Below are 23,427 nucleotides of genomic sequence, written 5' to 3'. Positions count from 1 at the left end.
CTGCGAAGGAATGCGAGTACCCAAGTTCGAGGCTCCACTCAAGAATAAGACCGCGCGCACCCGCCGTCGGCCGATGGCTGCGAAGTGTGCCGTTTTTATCCAAGGGAACCACGATGACCACGCAGACACTTTTGAATTCCTTGTTCCGCTACAAGTCATGGGCGGACGAGGGGCTGCTGGCGGGCCTGGCCACGCTGGCCGAAAGAGCACCGCAGGCCGAGTACCAAGCCGCAGTTCGCGTCTTCAACCACGCATGCATCGTCGATCGCATCTTCGTGGCGAACCTGCAGCGCATGGAACACGGCTGCACCGCGACAGGGTCGGACACTGCGCCGCCTCTGCGGGAACTGGCTGGAGCAGTGAGGGAAACGGACCGCTGGTATGTCGCCTACACAGCGCGCGTGAGCACGGAAGAGCTTGCGCAGAGCATCGACTTCACCTTCACCGATGGTGCCGCCGGCAGGATGTCGCGCCAGGAGATGCTGGGCCACGTCGTGACCCATGCCGGCTACCACCGGGGCGAGGTCGGCCGGATCATGTGGCGGCTCATGGGCTCGTCGCCTCCCGACACGTTCACCGGCTTCCTGCATCAGGCCGAGCCCGCGCGCCGCATGCGCGCTTGAGGGCCCGGCGAGCTTGCCTTGCTTACTTGCTTTGCGCGGCCTTCAGCACCGGGTTCTCCATGGTGGAGATCACCTTGCTGTTGACGCGCGAGCCGCCGGTCACGTTCTGGTCGGGCGCCGCGGCGGTGGCCATGGCTTCCCGGTAGACCTGGGCCGGGTCGCGGCTCGAGGTGAAGGGATCGGGACCGCGCGAACCGCGGGTGACGTTCTGGTTCGGCGCATGGGCCGTGTCGACGGCCTGCTTGTACACGGCTGCGGGGTCGGCCGTGGAGGTGAACGGATCGGCACCGCGCGAGCCGCGCGTGACGTTCTGGTTCGGCGCGTGGGCGGCAGCGATGGCTTCTGCTTCGACAGCTTCGCGGGTGCGTTGCTGGGCGTTGGCGGAAGCGACGGCCAGCACGGTGAGTGCGGCGGCGAGGGCGAGTTGGGAGGTCTTCATGGTTCCGTCTTTTCTGTGGGTTGTCTGTCTGGATGGGGTCTTGCCTCTGTGATTCGGGAAAACCCTGAGCAAGACTATTAACATCAGAAGGCAGATCCGTGACGGCCCCGAGGTGCGGAGTAGCTCTTTCGCAAGCGCTGCAACCTCTGCGAACTTCTGTTAACAGCTTCTGGGCATTTCGAATTTCCTGCTTGCACGCGCATGGCGGGTTCTGACACAGTCAGCCGATCCAGACCGCGTCACAGCACGCACATCCAGCAAAGGAAAGCCGCAACCATGGGACTGTTCGACCTCCTGAAGAAAAAGAAGCCCGCCATGCCTGAAACGATCGAGGAAGGCATGGCCTCGCAGGCCACCGACTTCGTCGGCGCGTTCTCGCGGCCCGGCGCACCCATCGACGGATCGCGGCTGGACTACACGGCGTCCTCCTTGTCGCTGGTCGACCAGGTGCTCGACGACTTCTTCAAGCAGCGGGCACCCCTGCCGGATGATCTTCACTTCCTCGCGTCGGCATATGTCTTCGAGGTTGCGCGCCGCGAATTCGGCGGACGCTACCTGCGGGGCGACGAGGACAACCCCTTCGTTCTGGTGATCGGCCAGGGAGACGCCCAGGTAGGCGTATGCGTGATGGGCAAGGTGCGCGGGCGTGCAGTCAACGGCCCCGAGGACGACCTGGGCTTCTTCTACGCCGGCATCGCACCCGCCGTAGCGCGCGGTGCGAGCGCCACGCTCATCTGAGGACGGCGCTCGTTGCAACGATGACCGCGGCAAAGCACGGTCACAGCCGGCTGCTACCCGCGGCGCCCACCTCCTTCGAATAATGCGGTGACGGTCGCCCGCACGCGCACCGCATTCCAACAACCTCATCCGAAGGAGACAAACAGATGGCTCGCAAGATCCTCATGCTCTGCGGCGATTACGCCGAAGACTACGAAACCATGGTGCCCTTCCAGGCCCTGCTGGCCGTGGGCCACACGGTGCACGCGGTGGCGCCCGACAAGAAGGCCGGCGACTGGGTGCACACCGCCATCCACGACTTCGAAGGCGCCCAGACCTACAGCGAGAAGCCCGGCCACCGCTTCACGCTGAACACCACCTTCGCCGACGTGCACCCCGAGGCCTACGACGCGCTCGTCATTCCCGGCGGCCGCGCGCCCGAGTACCTGCGCATGAACACCCGCGTGGTCGAGATCGCCAGGCATTTCCTGGCCGCCGACAAACCGCTGGCCGCCGTGTGCCACGGCGCGCAGTTGCTCGCGGCCACCGGCCTGCTCAAGGGCCGCAAGGTTTCTGCCTACCCGGCCTGCCAGGTCGAGGTGGAACTCGCCGGCGCCGAGTACATGGGGATTCCGGTCGAACAGGCGGTGACCGACCGCAACCTCGTCACCGCGCCCGCATGGCCGGCGCACCCGGCGTGGCTGTCGCAGTTCCTGGTGGTGCTCGGCACGCGCATCGAGCACTGATCGATTCACCCAAAGGAGACAGCCCATGTGCGAAGTCTTCATCAGCGCCGATCCGCAGAGCTACGACGCGCGCACGCGCTCGGTGCGGCTGCACGGCGTGGTCACCAGCATCCGCCTCGAGAACCTGTTCTGGCAGGTGCTCGAGGAAATCGCGCAGCGCGACGGCATGGTCGTGGTGCAGCTCATCGAGCGGCTCTACGACGAGCTTGTCGCGGCGCGCGGCGAGGTCGGCAACTTCGCTTCGTTCCTGCGGGTCAGCGCCTTGCGCTACGAGGCGATGGTGGCGCAAGGGCGCATTCCGGCGGACACCTCGGTGGCGATCCGCTCGCTCGATGCGAAGGCCGTGCTGCATGAATTGCCGCAGGGGTGGGGACGGCCGGCGCCCGACGGGCGCGCGGGCGCTCAATCCAGCGAAACGTTCGCCTTGCGGATCACCTCGGTGAATCGCTTCGTCTCGCTCGCCACGAACTCATCGAACTGCGGGCGGGTCGTCGGGAACGGCTCGTAGCCGAAGCTCTTGAACTTCTCCAGCACGTCGGGTTCCGCCAGACCCTTCTCGATGTCGCGCTTGATCTTCTCGGTGACCGATGCCGGCAGGCCCTTCGGCACGGCAATGGCGTTCCAGCCGATGACCTCGAAGCCCTTGGGACCGCCCGACTCGGAAACCGTCGGCACGTCCGGGAATGCGGCCACGCGCTGCGGCGCGGCTGCGGCCAGGAAGCGCAGCTTGTTCGCGCGCTGCAGCGGGCCGGCGGTGGCGCTGCTGCCCAGCGCGAAGGCCAGTTCGCCCGTGGCTACCGAGGTGTAGAGCTGCGTGGTTTCCTTGTAGACGATGTGCTCCATCTGCGTGCCGGTGGCCGACTCGAACAGCTCCGAGCCCAGGTGCACCGGGTTGCCGACCGACCACGAGCCGTAGTCGAGCTTGCCGGGGTTGGCCTTGGCATCGGCGATCAGGTCGCCGATGGTCTTGTACTTGCTGTTGGTGGCAACGGTGAAGAAGAAGTAGGTCTTGAACAGCGGCAGCAGCGCGTCGAAGTCCTTGCTTGTGTCGTAGGGCAGCTTCTTGAACAGCGCGGGGTACGCGGCCAGGTGCACGTTGTCGAGCACGATGATGTCGTGGCCGTCCCTGGCGCCGCGCTTGAAGGCATCGATGGCGATGAAGCCGTTGCCGCCCGGGCGGTTCTCGACCACCACCGGCTGGCCCCACGCACGCGAAAGCTTGTCGGCCACCAGGCGCGCCACGCCATCGGGGCCGCCACCCACCGGGAACGGCGTGATGATGCGCACTGGCTTGGTGGGAAAGGCCTGCTGTTGTTGCTGCTGCGCCGATGCGGTGGCGGGCACCAGCGCGGCGGCGGCGAGCGCCAGTGCGGCCAGGCCGACATTGCGGCGCGTCGGCTTCGTTGTGTTCTTCATCCTCTGATCCTCTTTTCTAGATCCTCATTGATTGAAAAAAAGCCATCGGGCCGCTATGCGTGCGGCTTCCGATGGCTTGTTGGTTCTCTTCTTGTTGTTGTGTGTTCGTTCGCGGTGCGGCGTCAGACGCGTTCGAGAATCACCGCGATGCCCTGCCCCACGCCGATGCACATGGTGCACAGCGCATAGCGGCCGCCGCCCTTGTGCAGCTGGTTCACCGCCGTGGTGGCCAGGCGGGCACCGCTGGCGCCCAGCGGGTGGCCCAGCGCAATGGCGCCGCCGTTGATGTTGACGCGTGCGTCATCGTCCTTCAGGCCCAGCAGGCGCAGCACGGCGAGGCCCTGGGCTGCGAAGGCTTCGTTCAGTTCGATGACGTCGATCTGGTCGAGCGTGAGGCCGGTGAGCGCCAGCACCTTCTGCGTGGCGGGCGCGGGGCCGATGCCCATCACGCGCGGCGCGACGCCGGCGGTGGCCATGCCGACCACCCGGGCGCGCGGCGTGAGGCCGTGCCTGGCGGCGCTGGCTTCGTCGGCCAGCAGCAGCGCGCAGGCGCCGTCGTTCACGCCGCTGGCGTTGCCGGCGGTCACGGTGCCATCTGGGCGCACCACGCCCTTGAGCTTGGCGAGCGACTCGAGGCTGGTTTCGCGCGGATGCTCGTCCTTGTTGACGATGATGGCGTCGCCCTTCTTCTGCGGCACGGTCACGGGCACGATTTCAGAGTCGAAGAAGCCGGACTTCTGCGACGCCACGGCGCGCAGCTGCGAGTTCAGGGCCATCAGGTCTTGCGCCTCGCGCTCGATCTTGTAGTCGGTGGCCACGTTCTCGGCGGTCTCGGGCATCGAGTCGACGCCGTACTGCGCCTTCATGAGCTTGTTGACGAAGCGCCAGCCGATGGTGGTGTCATACACCGCGTTGTTGCGGCTGAAGGCGCTTTCGGCCTTGGGCATGACGAAGGGCGCGCGGCTCATGCTTTCCACACCGCCGGCGATCATCAGGCCGGCTTCACCGGCGCGGATGGCGCGCGCCGCGGTGCCCACGGCATCCAGGCCCGAACCGCACAGGCGGTTGATGGTCGCGCCGCCGAGTTCGAGCGGCAGGCCCGCCAGCAGCGCCGACATGCGCGCGACGTTGCGGTTGTCTTCGCCGGCCTGGTTGGCGCAACCGTAGAGCACGTCGCCCACGGCCTGCCAGTCGACGTTCTTGTTGCGTTCCATCAGCGCCTTGAGCGGCACGGCGCCCAGGTCGTCGGCGCGCACGCTGCTGAGCGAACCGCCGTAGCGGCCGAAGGGAGTGCGAACGGCGTCGCAGATGAAGGCTTGGTTGGTCATGGTGTGGTGTGTCTCTGTAATGGCTTGAAAGGGATCAGGCGGCGATCGGAAGGCCGACGAGCTTCTCGAGTTCTTCGCGGCTCAGGCCGTCGACCACGTCGATGAGCTTCAGGCCCTGCGGCGTGCATTCGAGCGTGGCGAGGTCGGAGTACACGCGCTTGACGCAGGCGATGCCGGTCAACGGATAGGAGCATTCCTTCACCAGCTTGCTTGCGCCCTGCTTGGTCAACAGGTCCATCATGACCCACGTCTGCTTGGCGCCGATGGCCAGGTCCATTGCGCCGCCGACGGCGGGAATGGCGTCTTTCTCGCCGGTGTGCCAGTTGGCGAGGTCGCCGGTGGCCGACACCTGGAACGCGCCGAGCACGCAGATGTCGAGGTGGCCGCCGCGCATCATCGCGAAGCTGTCGGAGTGGTGGAAGAACGAGCCGCCCGGCAGCAGCGTGACGGGCTGCTTGCCGGCGTTGATGAGGTCGTAGTCTTCTTCGCCGGCCTCGGGCGCGGGGCCCATGCCGAGGATGCCGTTCTCGCTCTGCAGGATGACCTCGCGGCCCTTGGGCAGGTGGTTGGCCACCAGCGTGGGCTGGCCGATGCCGAGGTTGACGACGGCGCCGTCGAAGATGTCCTGCGCCACGCGGGCGGCGAGCTGGTCCTTGGTGCGACGTGTGTAGGTCATAAGAATTAGATTCCTCCGCGCTTTCGCGCTACGGTTTTCGCTTTGGGGCGGCCCGGCAGCTCAAGCTGCCTTCTTGAAGCCGCCGGCTTGCGTGGCGACACGTTCGATGCGCACCACCTGGTGCACGAAGATGCCCGGGGTCACGATGGTCTCGGGGTCGAGGGTGCCGAGCTCGGCGATGTCGTGCACGGTGGCGATGGTCTTCTTCGCGGCCATGGCCATCACCGGGCCGAAGTTGCGCGCGGCCTTGCGGTAGACCAGGTTGCCCCAGCGGTCGCCGCGCTCGGCCTTGATCAGCGCCACGTCGCCGTGAATGGGGTACTCGAGCACGTATTGCTTGCCGTCGATTTCGCGGGTCTCGCGGTTGCCCGCGAGTTGGGTGCCGTAGCCGGTGGGGCAGAAGAAGGCGCCGATGCCTGCGCCCGCGGCGCGGATGCGCTCGGCGAGGTTGCCCTGGGGCACGAGCTCGAGTTCGATCTTGCCGCTGCGGTAGAGCCCGTCGAACACCTGGCTGTCGGCCTGGCGCGGGAAGCTGCAGATGATCTTGCGCACGCGGCCCGTCTTGAGCAGCGCCGCGAGGCCGGTCTCGCCGTTGCCCGCGTTGTTGTTGACGACCGTGAGGTCCTTGGCGCCCTGCTCGACGAGGCCGTCGATGAGTTCGCCGGGGATGCCGGCGGTGCCGAAGCCGCCGATGAGAACCGTGGCGCCGTCCTGGATGCCCGTCAGGGCATCGGCGACCGAGCGCGCGATCTTGTTGATCATGAAGCTTGTCTCCGGGTGAGGGGAAAGAAACCGAACCGCGATCCGCCCGATTCTGCGAACCGCCAATTTGTTCGTCTAAAGAACATTTGTTCGTATAATGAATTCTAGAGAGGATCGCTCACCATGGCAACCCACGCGACACAACCCACCGCACCCGCGCCCGGCGACAGCTACGTGCAGTCTTTCGCGCGCGGCCTGCAGGTCATCCGCTCGTTCAGCGCGAACGCGCCGCACCAGACGCTGAGCGAGGTGGCCGCCGGCAGCGGGCTCACGCGCGCAGGCGCGCGGCGCATCCTGCTCACGCTGCAGACGCTGGGCTATGTGGTGACCGACGGCAAGCTGTTCACGCTCACGCCGCGCATCCTCGACCTGGGATTCGCGTACCTGTCGTCGATGCCGATCTGGAACCGCGCGGAGCCGGTGATGGAAGCACTGGTGCAGCAGGTGCAGGAGTCATGCTCGGCCGCCGTGCTCGATGCGACCGACATCGTCTACGTGCTGCGCGTGCCGACGAAGAAGATCATGCACATCAACCTGGGCGTGGGCTCCCGCCTGCCGGCCTATTGCACGTCGCTCGGGCGGCTGCTGCTGGCCGACCTCGATGACGACCAAGTTCGCACGCGCCTCGAAGCCTCCGACATCCAGATGCTGACCAAGCACACGCTGACCGACATCGACGCGCTCATGGCCAAGGTGGCGCAGGCGCGCAAGCAGCAGTGGTGCCTGGTGAACCAGGAGCTGGAAGAAGGCCTGATCTCGGTGGCCGCGCCCATCGTCGACCGGCAGGGGCGCATGGTGGCCGCGCTCAACATCAGCGGGCAGGCGAACCGCACCAGCGCGAAGGTGATGCAGGAGACCATGCTGCCTGCTCTGGTGGATGCGGCGAAGCGGGTGTCTCAGCTGCTCTGAGCGCCCACCCGCGGCCGCGTCGGCGCGCGCTCAGGCGTCGGAGTGAATGCCCTTCATCAGGATCACGCCGCCCAGGCGCGTGGTGTCGGCGCGCATGCGCTTGGCCAGCGTGTCGGGCGAGCCTGGCTGCGCCTGCCAGCCGGTCTTGAGCAGCGCCTGGCTCACCTCGGGCGAGCTGATCACTTCGACCAGCGCGGCGTTGAGCCTTGCCACGGCGGCGGGCTTCATGCTGGCGGGCGCGGCGAGCGCGGTCCAGATCTCGAGGTCGGCGCCGCGCACGTCGGCGTCGCGGATGGTGGGCAGTTCGCTCGCCAGCGGGCTGCGCTCGGGCGAGGTCACGCCGATGGCCTTGATCTTTCCCGACTTGATGTGCGGCATGGCAAGGCCGGGCGGCAGCAACGCCAGCTGGATCTCGTTGGCCAGCAGGCCCGCGATGACCTGCGGGTTGCCGGTGTAGGGCTTGTGCTGCGCGGTGATGGCGGCGCGGCTCTTGATGAGTTCCATGCCCAGGTGGCCCACGGTGCCCACTCCCGGCGTGCCGTACTTGCCGCCGGCGCCGAGATTGCGCACCCACAATAGCTGCTCGGCCGCGGTCTTGCCTTCGGCGTTGCCCGACACCGCCAGCACCAGCGGCGCGGTGCCGATCAGGCCGACTGGGGCAAAGTCTTTTTCGGGGTCGAAGGGCAGCGACGGGTTGAGCAGCTTGGCAATGGTGAGGTTGCCGTTGATCAGCGCGCCGATGGTGTGGTCGTCGGTGGCCTTGGCCACCTGGTCGGCCACGGTGTTGCCGCTGGCGCCGGGCTTGTTCTCGACCGTGACCGGCTGGCGCAGGATCTTCGACAGTGGCTCCGCGATGGCGCGGGCCGCGAGATCGGGCGATGCGCCGGCGGGAAAGCCCACCAGGATGTGCAGCGGCTTGGTAGGCCAGGCATCGCTGCCGGTGCCGCGCTGCTGCGCCCAGGAAGCCTTCGCGAGCAGCGAGGCGGCGACGGCTGCCGCGCCGCCTTCGAGCAAGCGGCGTTTGGTGATCGTCAAGATGACTCCAGGAAGAATGAAATCCGGGGAAACTGCTAACGTTTCGTTTACACAACGTTACATGATGGCGCGGTATTAATCAAGTCTGAACGAACGCTTGGCAGGGCTTTAGCATGGGTGGACAGGTCGCATCGACCGGATGCCGTTACATACCAGCAGAGGGAGCGCACGCCGATGATCGAGTTTTTCCACACCAGGGACCGCCTGCGTTTTCTGCTGTATGTGGGCGCCATTGCGGCGCCGCTGTTGCTCATCAGTGCATGGGTCGTGAGCAGCATGGAAGACGCCGCCGCCGCCAGGGGCGAGCCCAACGCGCAGGGCGGCCTGAGCTACCGCATCCAGGAAAAAAGCGGCGCCAAGACCCTGCCACCGCCGCTGGCCGCCTTGCTCTCGGTGCCGCCGAACACCGCGATGACAGACGTGAACGTGACTGCCGACAGCGCGACCTCGCTGGAGGGCGTGCGCGACGGCTACGAGATCAGGATCTCTCAAGAGACCAGGTTCTTCGACAACGATCCCTACAAGGACCGCACGAAGATCGAGTACTACATCAACCCCGTGAAGAAGCCGTAGCACCGACCGGCGCGTGCACTAGCAGCAGCTTGCGCTGCGTCGGAAACAGCGACCAGCCCCAGCGCTGCTGCGCGTAACCCCACAGGCCCTGCTTGAAGAACAGCGTGACGAGAATCGCGAGCAGCCCCAGCCCCAGCAGATACCAGGTGCCGTAGTCGCTCAGGAACTTGTTGAGCGCCCAGAAGATGAGCGCGCCCACCAGCGGCCCCTCGATGCGGCCGATGCCGCCGATGACCACCATGAAGATGGCAAAGGCCGTCCAGTTGACGCTGAAGGCCGCGTCCGGGCTGATGCGCAGGTTGCCCACGAAGTACAGCGCGCCCGCGAGCCCCGCGCCGAAGGCCGCGACCACATACACCGCCAGCTTCATGCGCGCGACCGGAATGCCCTGCGACTCCGCCGCCACCTCGTTGTCGCGTATGGCCAGCAGCGCCAGGCCGCGCTTGCTGCGCAGGAACAGGTAGACCAGTGCGACGGCCGCGACCACGCAGGCCAGCGCCATCCAGTAGGTGGTGCTTTCGCGCGTGGCCTTCTCGATGCCGCGCAGAGCGGTGAGCGTGGTGCCAGAGCCGCCACCCACCGCCGACACGTTCGCGAAGCTCAGCCGGAACACCTCCGCGATGACCCAGGTGCCGATGGCGAAATAGCCGCCCGACAGCCGGAACGCGACGAAGGACACCGGAATGGCAACCAGCCCCGCCGCCAGCGCCCCCAGCGGTATCGCCACGAACGGATTGACGCCCGCGAAGTTGCCCAGCATCAGCATCACGTAGCCGCCGAAGCCGAAGAAGGCCTGCTGCCCGATGCTCACCATGCCGCCGTAGCCGGCGAGCAGGTTCCACATCATCGCGAAGATGAAATAGCAGGCAATCTCGACGAACTCGCGCATCCAGCTCGACTCGCCCCACCACGGCAGGCTGGCCGCAACGAGCACGAGGGCAATGCCGACGGCCAGCGCGGCGCGGCTCGCGGCGGTGGCACGCTCCACGGCGATGAGTGTGGGGGGCATGTTCGTCATTCGCTTCATCCGCGCGTTTTTGGAAAGAGCCCCTGCGGCCGCAGCACCAGCACCACCAGGAACACGATGTGCCCGAACCAGATGCCCCAGCCCGGGTCGATCCTGAAGCCGATCTGCTGCGTGATGCCGAGGATCATCGCGCCGGCCAGCGTGCCCCAGAAGGAGCCCATGCCGCCGATGATCACGGCCTCGAAGGCGAAGAGCAGCAGCAGCGGCCCGTCCGATGGAGACACCGTCGTGCGCATGCCCTGCAAGGCGCCTGCGATGGCGATGAGCACGAAGGCAATGGCGGTGGCAAAGGCGTAGACCTTCTTCGCGTTCAGGCCCATCAGCTCGGCGATCTCGCGGTCGTCCGACACGGCCCGGAACGACCGCCCCAGCGCCGTGCGCGCGAAGAGCCATTGCAGCGCGCCCGTCGCCACCAGTGCGATCGCCAGCACGACCAGCGGCAGCACGCCGACCGACATCGCACCGCCCAGCGCAATACCCTGCGTGCTGAGCCCGCCCGTATCGATGGCGCGCGGGTCGGCCGAGAACAGCTCCAGCAGCAGGTTCTGGATCACGATCGACAGGCCGAAGGTAACGACCAGCGAAGGCAGCGGATCTTTGCCGAGCGTGCCGTTGAGCACGTAGCGCTGCAGCGCATAGCCGAAGCCGAAGGCCACCGGCAGCACCGCGAGCGCTACCAGCCACGGCGCCACCGCATCGCCCGTCAGCGACACGCCCGCGATGACCGCGAACGCACCGAGGATGATGAAGTCGCCCTGCGCGGTGTTGGTGAGCCGCATCACGCCGAACATCAGCGACTGGCCCAGCGCGAACAGCGTGTAGAGGCCGCCGAGCAGCACGCCCTGGACAATGGTTTCAAGCATGGGCGGCCTCGATGCCGAAATAGGCCTGCGAAATCTGCTCGCGCGTGAGGTCGCACGAGTCGCCTTCGAGCGACACGCGGCCTTCCTGGAAGCAGTAGATGCGCTGAGAGACCTGGCGCGCCATCGTCACGTCCTGCTCGACGATGACCACCGTCATGCCCTCGCCGGTGATGGTGGGCATGGCCGCATAGATCTCGCGGATGACGATGGGCGCGAGGCCCAGCGAAAGCTCGTCGCACAGCAGCACCTCGGGGTTGCTCATGAGCGCGCGGCCCAGCGCCACCATCTGCTGCTGGCCGCCCGAGAGCGACGTGCCCGGCTGGTGCCGCTTCTCGGCGAGGATCGGAAACAGCGCATACAGGCGCTGCAGGTTCCACGGGCCCTTGCGCGCGGCGGTGGCGCCCATGAGCAGGTTCTCTTCCACGCTGAGGCTTGGAAACAGGCGCCGGCCTTCGGGAACCATCGCAAGGCCCCGGCGCACGATGTCGCCGGGCGGAAGTCCGCCGATGGGCTGGCCCTTGAAACGGATGGCTTCGCGCGGCGCGCGCACCAGGCCCGTGAGGCTCTTGAGGAAGGTCGACTTGCCCGCGCCGTTGGCGCCGATGATGGCGACGAGCTCGCCTTGTACCAGGGAGAAGTCGATGCCGAAGAGGGCTTGGGCGTCGCCGTAGAAGGCTTTGAGGGAGTGGGTAGAGAGCAGGGTGTTCATGGCTTTTTCTCCCTCCTCCGCTGGGGGAGGGCCGGGGTGGGGGCAAGCGGCGTTCGATGAGGCGCCGCGGTGAAACCAGCGCCGTCGTGCCCCCATCCCAACCTTCCCCCAGAGGTGGAAGGAGCAAGGCAAAGAGTCGGCCCGCTCATGCCTCCATCCCCATGTACACCCGCCGCACCTCCGCATCGTTCATTACCGCGCGCGGCGCCCCCTCCGCCAGCTTCTGCCCGAAGTTGATGACGAACAACCGGTCCGCCAGCGACAGCAGCGCATGCACCACGTGCTCGATCCAGATCATCGTCACGCCCCGCGCCTTGATGCGCTTGAGCTCCGCAACAAGCACGGCCGCCTCCGGCTCGGTCAACCCGCCCGCGATCTCGTCGAGCAGCAGCAGGCGCGGCCGCGTCGCGAGCGCACGCGCCAGCTCCAGCCGCTTGCGATCGAGCAGCGTCAGCCCGCCCGCGGGCTTGTTCGCATGCGCCATCAGGCCCGTCTGCGAGAGCACCTCGTGTGCCGTCTGCCATGCCTCGCGCTCGGTCTGCTGCCCGCCGAAGCAGGCGGCGGTCACGAGGTTCTCGAACACGCTCATGTTGCCGAAGGGTTGCGGCACCTGGTAGCTGCGCCCGATACCCGCATGGCAGCGCTGGTGCGGCCTGAGCCGCGTCACGTCGCGGCCCGCGTACTCGACGCGCCCCGCATCCACGCGCACGTCGCCCGAGATCAGGTTGAACAGCGTGGTCTTCCCCGCGCCGTTCGGCCCGAGGATGCCCAGCGTCTCGCCCTCGGCCACCGACAGCGTGATGTCGTCCGTGACCTTGAGCGCGCCGTAGGACTTGCTCACGGCATGCAGTGCCAGCAGTGCCATGTCAAAGCAGCCGCAGCTTGCCGCCGGTGGGAATGTTGGTCGCCGCCTCGTTGTTGACGATGGTCAGCTCCACCTTGTACTTCGTGCCCTTGCCCCACTGGCCGAGCACCAGCGGCGTCTTGCTGACGTTCTTGAACGGCCCCTGGCCGCCCCACTTCACCGGGCCGACCACCGAGTTGATCGAGGTCGACGCCACGGCATCGCGCACATCCGGAGCCTTCAGCGACTTCGCGCGCCCCAGCGCATTCGCCGCCACTTCGAACAGCGCATGCGCGAAGCCGATGGGCTGCGTCCACTGCTTCTTCACGCCGGCCTCGTAGGCATCGGCCAGCGCCTTCGCGCTTTGCTGCGTGAGGCTCGAAGTGAACGGATGCGACGGGCTCCACCACACCTCGGTCGACAGGCCGTCGCCCAGATCGCCGAGTGCCTCGATGGCACCGGGGAACAGCAGCGCCTTGCCCAGCGTGATGATCTTCGGCTTGAAGCCCTGCTGCCGCGCCTGCGTGAGGAAGGTCTTGGCATCTGGCGGAATCACCACGCCGGTGACGATCTCGCACCCCGCGCTCTTGAAGGCCGCGATCTGCGCGCTGAAGTCTTGCGTGCCGTTCTGGAAGCGGCCGGGATCTGTGAGCGCGAAGCCCATCTGCGCGAGCGGCTTCGGAAAGCCCAGCTCCTTGTCGCCCCAGGCGTTGCCGTCGCCGTCGTTCGGGAACAGGCCGCCCACCTTCTTGTCGGTGGCCAGCGTCTTCCAGCCGTTGGTGAAGTTGGCGATGACGTCTTCGAGCCCCCAGAACATGTGATACGTCCAGTTGAAGCCCTTGGCCGGGTCGCCCTTGCGGCCGAAGAACCAGGGCTGCCACGGCACCACGCTGGAGATGCAGGGCACCTCGTTGAGTTCGCACGCGTCGCTCACGGGGTTGGCGGTTTCAGGCGTGCCGGCGGTTAGCACCAGCGCGACCTTGTCCTTCAGGATCAGGTCGTTCGCCACTTCCCCCGCGCGGTTGGGGTTCGACTGGCTGTCCTTCAGCACGATCTGCACCGCGTATTTCTTGCCGCCAACCGTGATGCCATCCTTGAAGGCGGTCTTCATCTGGTCGATGACCCATTTGTCGGCCTCGCCGAAAGGCGCGAGCGGCCCGGTCTGCGGCGACACATAGCCGATCTTCAGCGTGTCGGCCGCGAACACCAGAGGTGCCGCGCCCGATGCCACCAGCGCGGCCGTGGCCTGCGTGAACTGCCTGCGATTGAATGTCATGGTTGTCTCCGTCTCTTGTGTTCTTGATGCCGCCCGATCAGGGGTCAGCGCGCGAAGTGCGGCGGTATCTGCGCGTCGACGTTCACCCACACGCTTTTCACCTGCGTGTATTCGCGCATCGCATCGAAGCCCATCTCGCGGCCGTAGCCGCTCTGGCCGACGCCGCCGAAGGGCGAGCCGGGGTTCACGCGCTTGTAGCTGTTGATCCAGACCATGCCGGCGTGCAGGTCGCGCGCGACCTTGTGGGCGCGTTGCAGGTCGCGGGTCCACAGGCCGCTGCCGAGGCCGTAGTCGGTGCCGTTGGCGATCTGCATCGCCTCTTCGTCGGACTTGAAGGTGAGCACGGTGGCGAAGGGGCCGAAGACTTCTTCCTGTGCAACGCGGTCCTTGTATGACCTGGCGCGCATCACCGTCGGTTCGACATAGCAGCCCTTCGCCAGATCGCCACCGGGCGACTTGCCGCCAGCGAGCAGTTCGCCGCCCTCACCCTGCGCAACATCGACGTAGCTCAGCACGCGCTCGCGGTGCTGTGCGCTGGTGAGTGGTCCCATCTCCGTCGCCTCGTCGAGCGGGTTGCCGAGGCGGATCGACTTGGCCAGCGGAATGAACTGCTCGAGGAAGGCATCGGCGATCTTCTCGTGCAGCATCAGCCGCGAGCCCGCGATGCAGGCCTGCCCCTGGTTGTGGAAGATGGCCCACGCGCTGCCGTTGACGGCCGCCTGCAGGTTCGCATCTTCGAAGACGATGTTCGGCCCCTTGCCCCCAAGTTCGAGTTGCACCTTCTTCAGGTTGCCCGCGCTGGCCTGCACGATGCGCCGGCCGGTGGCGGTGCTGCCCGTGAAAGCGATCTTCGCGATCTCCGGATGCTCGGCGATGTACTGGCCCGCCACGCTGCCCAGCCCCGGCAGCATGTTGACCACGCCGGGCGGCAGGCCGGCCTCGGCCATCAGCTCGGCGATGCGCAGCGAACTCAGCGGCGTGATCTCCGCCGGCTTCATCACGATGCAGTTGCCGGCCGCGAGCGCGGGCGCCATCTTCCAGCTGGTGAACATCAGCGGAAAGTTCCACGGCACCACCTGGCCGACGATGCCGACCGGCTCGCGCAGCGTGTAGTTGAGAAAGCCCTCTTCCACCGGAATGGTCTCGCCCTGGAACTTGTCGGCCATGCCGCCGAAGTAGCGGAAGCACGCTGCCGTGCGCGGCACGTCGAGCCGGCGCGAATCGCGGATGGGGTGGCCGGTGTCCAGCGATTCGAGGCGCGCGAGTTCTTCGCCGTTGGCCTCGATGAGGTCTGCGAGCTTCAGCAGGATGCGGCCTCGATCGGCGGCGGCCATGCGGCTCCATTTGGGGAAAGCACGCTTTGCCGCGGCCACGGCCTTGTCGACGTCGGCCTTGCCGGCCAGCGCGACATCGACGATGGGCGTGTTGTCGTGCGGGTTCAGCGTGGCGAGGGTTTCGCCGGATTCGGCGTCGACGAAGCGGCCGTCTATGAAGAGCTGGTGGCGGATGGACAGTGCAGGCATGGTCGTTCCTCTCCCTCCCCCGCTGGGGGAGGGTTGGGGTGGGGGCTTCTTCAAAGAGGGCGCGGGCCTGGAGAGCCCCCACCCCTGCCCTCCCCCAGCGGGGGAGGGAGAAATGCATCAGAACTGCACGGGAATCTCGGGCGATTCGCCCTTCTGGATCTCGTACACCAGGCTCGGCGATCCGTTCTCCCACACCAGCAGCATCGAGCGCTTGGGGCTGAAGCCCTGGTGCCGGCAGTAGGCTGGCATGGCGGCCATGTCGCCCGCCTTCATGATCACGCGGGCCATCGGCTTGCCGGTGTTCTTGTCGCCGCAGTCCCAATGGATCTCGTCGGTCATCTGGAAGAACCACTCGACGCGGTCGTTGCCGTGGATGATCGGCAGGATGTGTTCTTCGGTCGTGGGGCACATGTAGCTGTGCTTCACCACCGAGGTGAAGCTCGGGTTCCACGTGACCTGCGAACGGCTCAGGAAGCCGAAGAGATTGAAGGCGTGCACCTCGTTCTCGAAGCCGGGCTCGGGGTGCAGCTCGGGCTGCCCCTGCGGCACGTCGGCGAAGGCGCGGTTCACCGGAGCGCCGCGTTCGTCGCTGCGCAGGTCGAGGTCGCCTTTCAGGCCCACGCAACGCTTGGCGAGTTCGCGCGCCCTCGTGATCTTGGCGGTGTTGTTGCCGTTCTTGCGGCCGTAGGGGGAGCCGGTTTCCTGCGGCGCGGCGAAGGGGTCGAAGCTCTCGTTGGTCCAGTCGTCGAGCATGGCCTCGAAGGTGGCGCGGATCTGCGCGGTCGGAAAGTTCTCGAGCAGGTCGATGCCCGCATCCTTCATGGTGCCGTTGAAGCTGCCGGCATACAGGTCGACCGACTCGTAGTGGTTGACGGTGCCGAACACGTCGTCGAAGTTGACCCAGCCGTAGAAGAAGCCCCAGGCCACGTCGCGCATCAATGCGCGCAGGTAGCTGCCGGCGTCCATGGTGTGGCTCATGGGGCGGCCGTCGCGGGTCTTCCAGCCGATGTGAACGAAGTATTCGTCGCGGCGAAAGCTGAAGCTGCCGAGCGAAAAGTCCTTGTAGCCGAGCGTGGCGTCGGGCTGCGATGCGATCACCTTGGCGAGTTCTGCGGGCGCGTTCATGGTGTGTGGCTCCTGGGTTCGGGCGCGGTCAATGTGCCTGGCAGATGTCGGCCCACTTCTCTACCGAGAGGTCGCCCTTGCAGCTCTGAAGGACGACCACGCCCGGCTCACCAGCGGCGCGGAACTGGTAGGCGGTGTTCTTCGGCAGCAGGCCCTGGTGGCCGCGCGAGAGCTTCATCCAGCCCATCTTCTTGCCCTTGGGCTCGCCCTCGACGAGCACGGCGCCGTTCTTTTCCTTGTCGCTCACGGTCTGCGCGGCATCGAGCTGCACGAGGTGCACTTCGACCTCGCCGTCCATCACCAGCGCGAACTCGTCGTGCGCGCAGGTGTACCAGGGCGAGGTGCCTTCCGCGCGCAGCGTCTCCAGCACATAGATCTGGTTCTGGCCGAACACGACCTTCTCGTAAGGCTTGCTGATGCTCGCGATCTCGAAGCAGTTGGAAAACGCGTAGTGGCGCACGTCGTCGTCGATGGGCTCTACGTGGCCCTTCTCGAAGTGCTTGAGCGACCCGAAGCGGGTCCGGTAGGCGGTCGAAGTAGCGGCTGTCATGGCTTGTCTCCTTGTATGAGCGAACTCTAGGAGCCAATGGCCACCCCCGGTAGGGAGCAGATTGGGAGAGGATTATTCGGAGACTCCGAATAATCAGCCGGGTTTACCCCTGTTCGTGCGCTATCCGCTGGAGCGGCTGAACTCGATCAGTTCGGCAGGAATGAGGCCGCGCTCGATCAGCGTGGCGTCCCACGGCGGCACGCGGGTGAAGCGCGTGGCGATGTGCTCGATGAACAGGCGCAGCTTCAGCGCATTGCGCGAGGTGCCCGCATACACCGCGCTCAGCGAGAAAGACGACAGCTGGTGCTCGGCCAGCACCACCTGCAGGTCGCCCCGGGCGATGGCGTCGCCCGCCACCAGCGTCGGCAGGCAGACGATGCCGGCATGCTCCAGCGCATATTCGCGCAGCAGGTGCACGCTGTTGGTCAGCAGCGCGGCGGCGAGGTAGATGGTGGTCTGCTCGCCGTTGTGATGAAAGGTCCAGCGGTCGCGCGTGGGATAGCCCGAATACAGGCCCAGCTTGTGCCGGTGCAGCTCGCGCGGGGTGGCGGGCGTGCCGTGGGCCTCCAGGTAGGCGGGCGTGGCGCAGAGCACGCGCCGCACCGGGAAGAGCGGGCGCGACACCAGTTCCTGCGAGGCCGCCGGAAAAATCTGCAGCGCGCAGTCGACGCCGGCCTTGACCGGGTCGGCCACCGCGTCGCTCACGATCAGTTCGAGGTGGATGTCGGGGTAGGTGGTCTGGAACTCGCGCAGCAGCGAGGCGAAGCGGCCCAGCACCATGCCGGTCAGCGCATGCACGCGCAGCGTGCCCGAAGGCGTGCCGCGCGCGTCGCGCATCTGGTCGACGATGTTGTCGGCACGCACGACCAGCTCGGTGCAGTCGCGCAGGAAGGCCTGGCCCATGTCGCTGAGCCGCACCACGCGCGTGCTGCGGTGGAACAGCGGCGCCCCCAGGAATTCCTCTAGCTGCTTGACGCGCGTGGTCACCACCGAATTGGCCACCCGCAGTTGCCGAGCCGCTTCCGCGAAGCTCTGGGTCTGCGCGACACGAACGAAAGTTTCAATGCTTTGGAGGCGGTCCACGGCGGCACTGTACTGCGGAGCCGTCTGTTGCGGGCAAACCTGAAAGGCTTCGAAAGACCGTCAGGCCTGTATCGGGGGGTTACCTGCCCCACTTACAATCCCTGCCGCATCACCCACCCCTACGAGGTCTTGTCCGCAATGCCCAAGAGCCCCCGGCCACGCGCCCGTTTCAGCTTCTCCCCCACCGTGCGCGCCCTCTTCCTGGCCGCTGCGACCTGTGGCGTGGCGCTCCCCGCGCTGTCCGCCGTCGAACATGAGGAAGTCGACAAGCTCATGCAGGCCGGCAAGCTCGACGAAGCCATGACGAAGGCCGACGCCTTCCTCAAGGACAAGCCGCGCGATCCGCAGATGCGCTTCCTCAAGGGCGTGATCCAGCTCGACACCGGCAAGCGCGCCGAGGCCATCGCCGCCTTCACGCAGCTCACGCAGGACGCACCCGAGCTGCCCGAGCCGTTCAACAACCTGGCCGTGATCTACGCAAGCCAGAACCAGTTCGACAAGGCGCGCGCCGCGCTCGAAAGCGCGATCCGCACCAACCCCAGCTACGCCACCGCCCAGGAAAACCTCGGCGACGTGTATGCGCGGCTTGCGAGCCAGGCCTACAGCAAGGCACTGCAGCTCGACCAGAACAACACGGCCGTGCAGCCCAAGCTGGCGGTGATCCGCACCCTCTTCACGCCGACGCCTGCACTGGCGGGCGGCAAGTCGGGCACGCTGGTCGCGTCGGCTGCGCCGGTGCCTGCCCCGGCGCCAGCTCCGGCGGTGAAGGCCGCTGCACCGGCCCCAGCACCCGCCGCGCCGCCGCCCGCCAAGGTCGCGGCCGCGCCCGCACCGGTGGCTGCCGCGCCCAAGGCGCCGGAAGCAGCGCCTGCCCCTGCGCCAGCACCCGCACCGGCCGCAAGCCCGGCCTCCAATGCCGAGGTCGAATCGGCCGTGCGCGCCTGGGCTTCGGCCTGGGCCAGCCAGGACATGGACCGCTACCTCGCCGCCTACGGCAGCGACTTCACACCCGGCGGCGGCCAGAGCCGCAAGAGCTGGGAGCAGGACCGCCGCGCCCGCATCGTCGGCAAGTCCAGCATCAGCGTGAACATCGAGAACCTGGTCATCAAGGTCGACGGCGACAACGCCACGGCCAAGTTCCGCCAGATCTACCGCGCCGACAACCTCAACGTCTCCAGCCGCAAGACGCTGGACATGCAGCGCTCCGGCAACCAGTGGCACATTCGCAAGGAAAGCGTCGGCGGCTAGTGACAGACATCGTCCGGCACGGCCGGCTTCAGAATCCCCCGTTCCGTCCGCGCAGCGGACACCTGCTGGCAGCGCTGATGGCCGCGTCGGCGCTGATGCTCGCGGCACCGGGTGCCGCGCAGGCATCGGCTGCGGCCAAGCAGAGCAACGCGAAATCCAGTAGCGGCAACAGCACTTCCAAGTCAAAGACCAAGGCCGCGAGCAGCAGTGGCAGCAGCCGCGCTTCCGCCGCGCACGGTGCACGTGCTTCCGCCAAGGAGGCGAAGGAAGCCAAGGGCGGCAGGAAGGCCGCGGTGGCCGAAACCAAGGCCGCCGCCGCCAAGCCCGCCCGCAGGCCGGCGCGCGCCGCGGCGCCCATCCAAGAAGCCAGCAACGCCGAGGCCCGCCTGATCGCCGTCTACGAGATGTTCGGCCGCGGCCAGGCCCGCCCCGCGCTCGCCAAGGCCCGCGACCTGGTGCGCGACTACCCGAATTTCCAGCTCGCGCAGCTCGTCTACGGCGACCTGCTCGCAGCCCAGGTGCCCCCGTCGAACAGCCTGCCCGACACCGCCAGCATCGCCAAGATGCGTGGCAACCCGGCCATGGCCGAACTGCACGAAGAATCACGCCGCCGCCTGCAGGCCCTGCGCGAGCGGCCGCCGGCCAACACCGTGCCGTCGCAGTTCCTGGCGCTCTCCACGCGCAGCCGCTACGCCATTGCCGTCGATGCCTCGCGCTCGCGCCTGTACCTGTTCGAGAACAGCGACAAGGGCCTGAAGCTCACGGCCGACTACTACATCTCGGTCGGCAAGTCGGGCACCGACAAGGCCACCGAAGGCGATGCCCGTACCCCGCTGGGCGTGTACTACATCACCAGCAGCCTCGACCCGAAGTCGCTCAAGGACTTCTACGGCGCGGGCGCCCTGCCCATCAATTACCCCAACCCGTACGACGTGCGGCGCGGCAAGACCGGCGGCGGCATCTGGCTGCACGGTACCCCGCCCCAGCAGTTCGCACGGGCGCCGCTGGCCAGCGACGGCTGCGTGGTCATGGCTAACCCCGACTTGAAGCAGCTTTTGCGAAAAGTGCAAATCGGCGCAACGCCGGTGGTCACCGCGCGCAGCCTGCAATGGATTTCGCAGCCGCAGGCCGAAAAAGAATCGCAATCCATTTCCAGCGCAATCAATGGCTGGAAAGATGCGCGGGCCAATGGAAATGAAGCGCAATTGAAGAAATTCTATTTGCCTGATTTCCAGCGCATCAGCAAGAAGTCCACCGAAGGCATTTCGGTGGTCGACGACGAAGTGAAATACGCGCAGGGCAAGCGCGTGCAGCTCAAGGACATGTCGTACCTCCACTGGCGGGACGGTGACGACACGATGGTTGTTACCTTCGGGGAAGTGTTCGAAGGCGAGAAGAGCGGGCGCTCGCGGCGCCAGTACTGGCTGCGCCAAGGCAGCGAGTGGAAGCTCTTCCACGAAGAAATCCTGGGCTGATCCCCTGCTGGCGACGCGGTCACGGCCTCTGAGCCGTGACATTTTGCTCACGCTTTCCGCCTTTTTTCAGCGTTACAAATAGTGCTTTGCGGCCCCGTGCTACGTAACGCGTAACGGGTTTGTACCCGTAACGTAACCCTTTCGCGCGTTCCCGGCGCCGTAACGTTCCCCTCCCCACTTCATGGGAGGTCGCACGTGGCCGTCAGAGGGAAAAATAGATTTTCAAAGTGTTACCCGGCCGATCGTCCTTCCCCGGGACCCGGCTGGAGAGGAGCTGGCCGCCATCCTGCTTACACCTTTTGGCTAGCACAGCCGAGTGCGAGTCTTGCGGGTTTCTCTTGTTGATACACGGAGTTACTCTGTATAACATCCACCTCGACAGCCTTTGTTAACACTTCCGGAAAGGGGTAAATCATGCATAGCCTAATTACTCGTTTTTTAAAGGATGAGGAGGGTGCGACCGCAATTGAGTACGGAATTATTGCGGGCCTCATTTCAATTGCCATCGTTGGGGCTCTCTCGGGGACCACCGGCCTTGGCGCGAAGCTTTCCACTGTCTTCACCACGATCACCGGTTATCTCACGACTGCCACCAGCTAGTGCAATTTCGCCGCAGCGCTCTTCTCAGCCATTTCCGCTAACACTTTCTGAAAGGTTCATCATGACCAATGCAATTACCCGCTTCCTCCGTGACGAAGAAGGCGCTACCGCCATCGAGTACGGAATCATTGCCGGGCTGATCTCCATCGCCATCGTTGGGGCCCTCTCGGGAAGCACCGGCCTCGGCGCCAAGCTCGCTGCTGTCTTCAACAGCATCAACACCAAGCTGGTCATCCCCGCAGCGAGCTGAGCGTCCGACCAAGCAATGCGATTGGCGTGTCTGCTGTGGTTGCTGTTCGTCGCCGTCTATGACTTCCGTCAACGCCGCGTCCCCAACTGGCTCGTGCTTGCCGGCGCCGCAGTGGCGCTTGCCGCACTCGCCCTCGGGATGCAGCCCTTCGGCATCGAATGGTCCACCGCACTCACGGGAGCGGCCGTCGGCTTCGGCGCCTTGCTGCTCCTGTACGCCGTTGGCCTCATGGGAGCTGGCGACGTGAAATTCGCAGGCGCGCTCGGACTCTGGGTGGGCCTGCAGGCATTGCTGCCGATCTGGGTCGTGGCCAGCCTGCTGGCAGGCCTTCACAGCGCGCTCTGGCTCGCGCTGCAGCGTTGGCCCGTGGCACCGCGGCTGTCGCTGATGTTGCTGGGGCGCTCGTCGGCGGCCAGCAACGGCGCAGCGCCCGCAACGGCGCGCAGGCGCATCGTTCCTTACGCGGCCTATCTCTCTTTGGCCACCGCGGCCTGGATGGTCTGGGGGCGACAGGGTTAGCAGTCACCTGCCTCTGTCACAGCAGGCCCTTCATTCCTCCAATCCCATGATCGCTTGCCCCCATATCTTCATCCGCCGCCCATGATCAACCTCACCAAGATCCTCGCCGCCATCCTCGTGCTCCTGGCCATCGCACTCGGTGGCTACGCCTGGATGCTGAGCCGCCAGGCACCCGCTCCCGTCGCAGCGGCCACGGGCCCCGCCGCAGCCCCCACCAAGGCCAAGGAGGTGCTGGTCTACCCGGTCGTCGTGGCAGCCAAGACACTGCCCGCGGGCGAGGCGATTCCCGCGGATGCACTGCGCGTGGAGCGCCTGACGATCAACCCGGCGGGCGCATTCCAGGACGCATCCGTGGCGGCCGGCCGCGTGCCGGTGATCGATCTCGCCGAAGGCACTCCGCTGACGGAAAACCAGCTCGTCTCCGGCCTTGCGCTGCGCGTCGCGGAAGGCGAGCGCGCGGTCGCGATCAAGACCGACGAGATCATGGGCGCGGGCAACAAGATCCAGCCCGGCGACTTCGTCGACGTGTTCATCACGCTCAAGTCGGACGGCAAGGACGTCGACCGCAGCCAGGCGCGCCTGCTGCTCTCCCGCAAGCGCGTGCTGGCCTTCGGCAGCGCATCCGTCGATGGCATGCCGTCCAAGGCACCCGACAAGGCGGCCGCCCAGCAGGCCCAGCGCAACGAGATGGCGCGCACCGCCGTGCTGGCGGTGTCGGTGGACGAGGTGAACCAGCTGACCATCGGCGACGCCAGCGGCCGACTGATGCTGGCACTGCGCAATCCCACGGACATGTCGCAGCCGGACCCGAAGCTCTTTGCCGAACTTCCCACCGCATTGCAACCTGTGTCGTCCAAGGCGGGCGAGGCGCGCCGCGCGCCACTCGAAGGACTCGATCTCGCACAGGCCGGCCTGACCGCTCTCGACCTGTCCACCGGCGGCAAGGGGTCGAGCGTCAAGCCCGCGGCCGTCGAAGCGCGCGCGGTCGCCGCCACCACCAGCCGGCGCGCCGCGACAGGTACTGGCACGCGCGGCGGCCTCCAGGTCGAAGTGATTCGCGGCGAGCGCAGCGAAACCGTGAACTACTGATCGAACAGCCAGCAGATACCCG

General features: G+C 66.5%; 26 protein-coding genes and 1 pseudogene. 12 read left to right on the top strand and 15 right to left on the bottom strand.

The annotated features are described in order from the left end of the window. Positions 1-113 precede the first annotated feature (113 nt). Complete coding sequence (locus ACQY8B_RS01255) at positions 114-623, top strand: DinB family protein (protein ID WP_422085043.1); 510 nt, start codon at positions 114-116, stop codon at positions 621-623. A 22-nt stretch (positions 624-645) separates the two neighbouring features. Here the strand turns inward: ACQY8B_RS01255 and ACQY8B_RS01250 are convergent, their stop codons facing one another. Next, complete coding sequence (locus ACQY8B_RS01250) at positions 646-1,062, bottom strand: hypothetical protein (RefSeq protein ID WP_422085042.1); 417 nt, start codon at positions 1,060-1,062, stop codon at positions 646-648. 315 nt (positions 1,063-1,377) lie between these two features. Here ACQY8B_RS01250 and ACQY8B_RS01245 point away from each other — a divergent pair, with 315 nt between their 5' ends. From ACQY8B_RS01245 to ACQY8B_RS01235, 3 genes and pseudogenes are all read left to right on the top strand, one after another. Beyond that, complete coding sequence (locus tag ACQY8B_RS01245) at positions 1,378-1,800, top strand: hypothetical protein (protein ID WP_422085040.1); 423 nt, start codon at positions 1,378-1,380, stop codon at positions 1,798-1,800. A gap of 146 nt (positions 1,801-1,946) precedes the next feature. Further along, the gene (locus tag ACQY8B_RS01240) at positions 1,947-2,525 is read left to right on the top strand and encodes a DJ-1/PfpI family protein (protein WP_422085039.1); all 579 of its coding nucleotides are present in this window, start codon (positions 1,947-1,949) and stop codon (positions 2,523-2,525) included. A gap of 25 nt (positions 2,526-2,550) precedes the next feature. Further along, positions 2,551-2,889, top strand: a pseudogene (locus ACQY8B_RS01235) (ribbon-helix-helix domain-containing protein); the annotation flags it as partial. Between the two features lie 38 nt (positions 2,890-2,927). Here ACQY8B_RS01235 and ACQY8B_RS01230 read toward each other — a convergent pair. The 4 genes from ACQY8B_RS01230 to ACQY8B_RS01215 form a co-directional block, all read right to left on the bottom strand. Further along, on the bottom strand, positions 2,928-3,941 hold the full coding sequence (locus tag ACQY8B_RS01230) for a Bug family tripartite tricarboxylate transporter substrate binding protein (RefSeq protein ID WP_422085038.1): 1,014 nt from the start codon (positions 3,939-3,941) through the stop codon (positions 2,928-2,930). Between the two features lie 122 nt (positions 3,942-4,063). Continuing rightward, positions 4,064-5,269 carry a 3-oxoadipyl-CoA thiolase gene (pcaF, locus tag ACQY8B_RS01225; RefSeq protein ID WP_422085037.1) on the bottom strand — a complete coding sequence of 402 codons (1,206 nt, stop codon included), beginning with the start codon at positions 5,267-5,269 and terminating at the stop codon, positions 4,064-4,066. A 34-nt stretch (positions 5,270-5,303) separates the two neighbouring features. After that, complete coding sequence (locus ACQY8B_RS01220; RefSeq protein WP_422085036.1) at positions 5,304-5,945, bottom strand: 3-oxoacid CoA-transferase subunit B; 642 nt, start codon at positions 5,943-5,945, stop codon at positions 5,304-5,306. Positions 5,946-6,005: 60 nt separating this feature from the next. Continuing rightward, entirely contained in the window at positions 6,006-6,707 is a 702-nt protein-coding gene (locus ACQY8B_RS01215) for a 3-oxoacid CoA-transferase subunit A (protein ID WP_422085035.1), read from the bottom strand. A gap of 123 nt (positions 6,708-6,830) precedes the next feature. On the opposite strand from ACQY8B_RS01215, the gene ACQY8B_RS01210 reads away from it, so the two are divergent. Then, positions 6,831-7,616, top strand: coding sequence for an IclR family transcriptional regulator domain-containing protein (locus ACQY8B_RS01210; protein ID WP_422085034.1), 786 nt, complete (start codon positions 6,831-6,833; stop codon positions 7,614-7,616). A gap of 30 nt (positions 7,617-7,646) precedes the next feature. Here the strand turns inward: ACQY8B_RS01210 and ACQY8B_RS01205 are convergent, their stop codons facing one another. Continuing rightward, positions 7,647-8,651: a Bug family tripartite tricarboxylate transporter substrate binding protein gene (locus ACQY8B_RS01205; RefSeq protein WP_422085033.1), complete on the bottom strand. Its 1,005-nt coding sequence runs from the start codon at positions 8,649-8,651 to the stop codon at positions 7,647-7,649. 174 nt (positions 8,652-8,825) lie between these two features. On the opposite strand from ACQY8B_RS01205, the gene ACQY8B_RS01200 reads away from it, so the two are divergent. Further along, on the top strand, positions 8,826-9,224 hold the full coding sequence (locus tag ACQY8B_RS01200; protein WP_422085032.1) for a hypothetical protein: 399 nt from the start codon (positions 8,826-8,828) through the stop codon (positions 9,222-9,224). Here the strand turns inward: ACQY8B_RS01200 and ACQY8B_RS01195 are convergent. From ACQY8B_RS01195 to ACQY8B_RS01155, 9 genes are all read right to left on the bottom strand, one after another. Then, positions 9,202-10,233, bottom strand: coding sequence for a branched-chain amino acid ABC transporter permease (locus tag ACQY8B_RS01195; protein WP_422085031.1), 1,032 nt, complete (start codon positions 10,231-10,233; stop codon positions 9,202-9,204). The two genes, ACQY8B_RS01200 and ACQY8B_RS01195, sit on opposite strands and share 23 nt — an antisense overlap. Before the next feature lie 14 nt (positions 10,234-10,247). Then, on the bottom strand, positions 10,248-11,114 hold the full coding sequence (locus ACQY8B_RS01190) for a branched-chain amino acid ABC transporter permease (RefSeq protein ID WP_422085030.1): 867 nt from the start codon (positions 11,112-11,114) through the stop codon (positions 10,248-10,250). Further along, positions 11,107-11,823, bottom strand: coding sequence for an ABC transporter ATP-binding protein (locus tag ACQY8B_RS01185; RefSeq protein WP_422085029.1), 717 nt, complete (start codon positions 11,821-11,823; stop codon positions 11,107-11,109). The genes ACQY8B_RS01190 and ACQY8B_RS01185 overlap by 8 nt, the downstream gene beginning before the upstream one ends. Positions 11,824-11,968: 145 nt before the next feature. Beyond that, positions 11,969-12,688: an ABC transporter ATP-binding protein gene (locus ACQY8B_RS01180; protein ID WP_422085028.1), complete on the bottom strand. Its 720-nt coding sequence runs from the start codon at positions 12,686-12,688 to the stop codon at positions 11,969-11,971. A gap of 1 nt (position 12,689) precedes the next feature. Next, entirely contained in the window at positions 12,690-13,943 is a 1,254-nt protein-coding gene (locus ACQY8B_RS01175) for an ABC transporter substrate-binding protein (RefSeq protein ID WP_422085027.1), read from the bottom strand. A gap of 44 nt (positions 13,944-13,987) precedes the next feature. Then, positions 13,988-15,451, bottom strand: a complete 1,464-nt coding sequence (locus ACQY8B_RS01170; RefSeq protein ID WP_422089127.1) for an aldehyde dehydrogenase family protein — start codon at positions 15,449-15,451, stop codon at positions 13,988-13,990. Positions 15,452-15,583: 132 nt separating this feature from the next. After that, positions 15,584-16,591: a hydroxyquinol 1,2-dioxygenase gene (locus ACQY8B_RS01165; RefSeq protein ID WP_301507997.1), complete on the bottom strand. Its 1,008-nt coding sequence runs from the start codon at positions 16,589-16,591 to the stop codon at positions 15,584-15,586. 28 nt (positions 16,592-16,619) lie between these two features. Beyond that, entirely contained in the window at positions 16,620-17,141 is a 522-nt protein-coding gene (locus tag ACQY8B_RS01160; RefSeq protein ID WP_422085026.1) for a hydroxyquinol 1,2-dioxygenase, read from the bottom strand. 120 nt (positions 17,142-17,261) lie between these two features. Next, positions 17,262-18,224 carry a LysR family transcriptional regulator gene (locus tag ACQY8B_RS01155; RefSeq protein WP_081269988.1) on the bottom strand — a complete coding sequence of 321 codons (963 nt, stop codon included), beginning with the start codon at positions 18,222-18,224 and terminating at the stop codon, positions 17,262-17,264. Positions 18,225-18,362: 138 nt separating this feature from the next. Here ACQY8B_RS01155 and ACQY8B_RS01150 point away from each other — a divergent pair, with 138 nt between their 5' ends. The 6 genes from ACQY8B_RS01150 (at position 18,363) to cpaB (ending at position 23,405) form a co-directional block, all read left to right on the top strand. Next, positions 18,363-19,472 (top strand): tetratricopeptide repeat protein, encoded by a 1,110-nt coding sequence (locus ACQY8B_RS01150; protein WP_422085025.1) that lies wholly within the window; start codon positions 18,363-18,365, stop codon positions 19,470-19,472. Then, positions 19,472-20,947: a L,D-transpeptidase family protein gene (locus tag ACQY8B_RS01145; protein WP_422085024.1), complete on the top strand. Its 1,476-nt coding sequence runs from the start codon at positions 19,472-19,474 to the stop codon at positions 20,945-20,947. Before ACQY8B_RS01150 ends, ACQY8B_RS01145 begins: the two co-directional genes overlap by 1 nt. 414 nt (positions 20,948-21,361) lie before the next feature. Continuing rightward, on the top strand, positions 21,362-21,547 hold the full coding sequence (locus tag ACQY8B_RS01140; RefSeq protein ID WP_422085023.1) for a Flp family type IVb pilin: 186 nt from the start codon (positions 21,362-21,364) through the stop codon (positions 21,545-21,547). A 61-nt stretch (positions 21,548-21,608) separates the two neighbouring features. Then, positions 21,609-21,797 carry a Flp family type IVb pilin gene (locus ACQY8B_RS01135; protein WP_422085022.1) on the top strand — a complete coding sequence of 63 codons (189 nt, stop codon included), beginning with the start codon at positions 21,609-21,611 and terminating at the stop codon, positions 21,795-21,797. Between the two features lie 39 nt (positions 21,798-21,836). Next, entirely contained in the window at positions 21,837-22,316 is a 480-nt protein-coding gene (locus ACQY8B_RS01130; protein WP_422085021.1) for an A24 family peptidase, read from the top strand. A gap of 81 nt (positions 22,317-22,397) precedes the next feature. After that, positions 22,398-23,405, top strand: coding sequence for a Flp pilus assembly protein CpaB (gene cpaB, locus ACQY8B_RS01125; RefSeq protein ID WP_422085020.1), 1,008 nt, complete (start codon positions 22,398-22,400; stop codon positions 23,403-23,405). Positions 23,406-23,427 lie beyond the last annotated feature (22 nt).

This window comes from Variovorax sp. (assembly GCF_965279555.1).
Taxonomy (GTDB): domain Bacteria; phylum Pseudomonadota; class Gammaproteobacteria; order Burkholderiales; family Burkholderiaceae_C; genus Variovorax.
The sequence above is the reverse complement of the archived record's forward strand: the minus strand, read 5'-3'. Positions and strand labels throughout refer to the sequence as shown.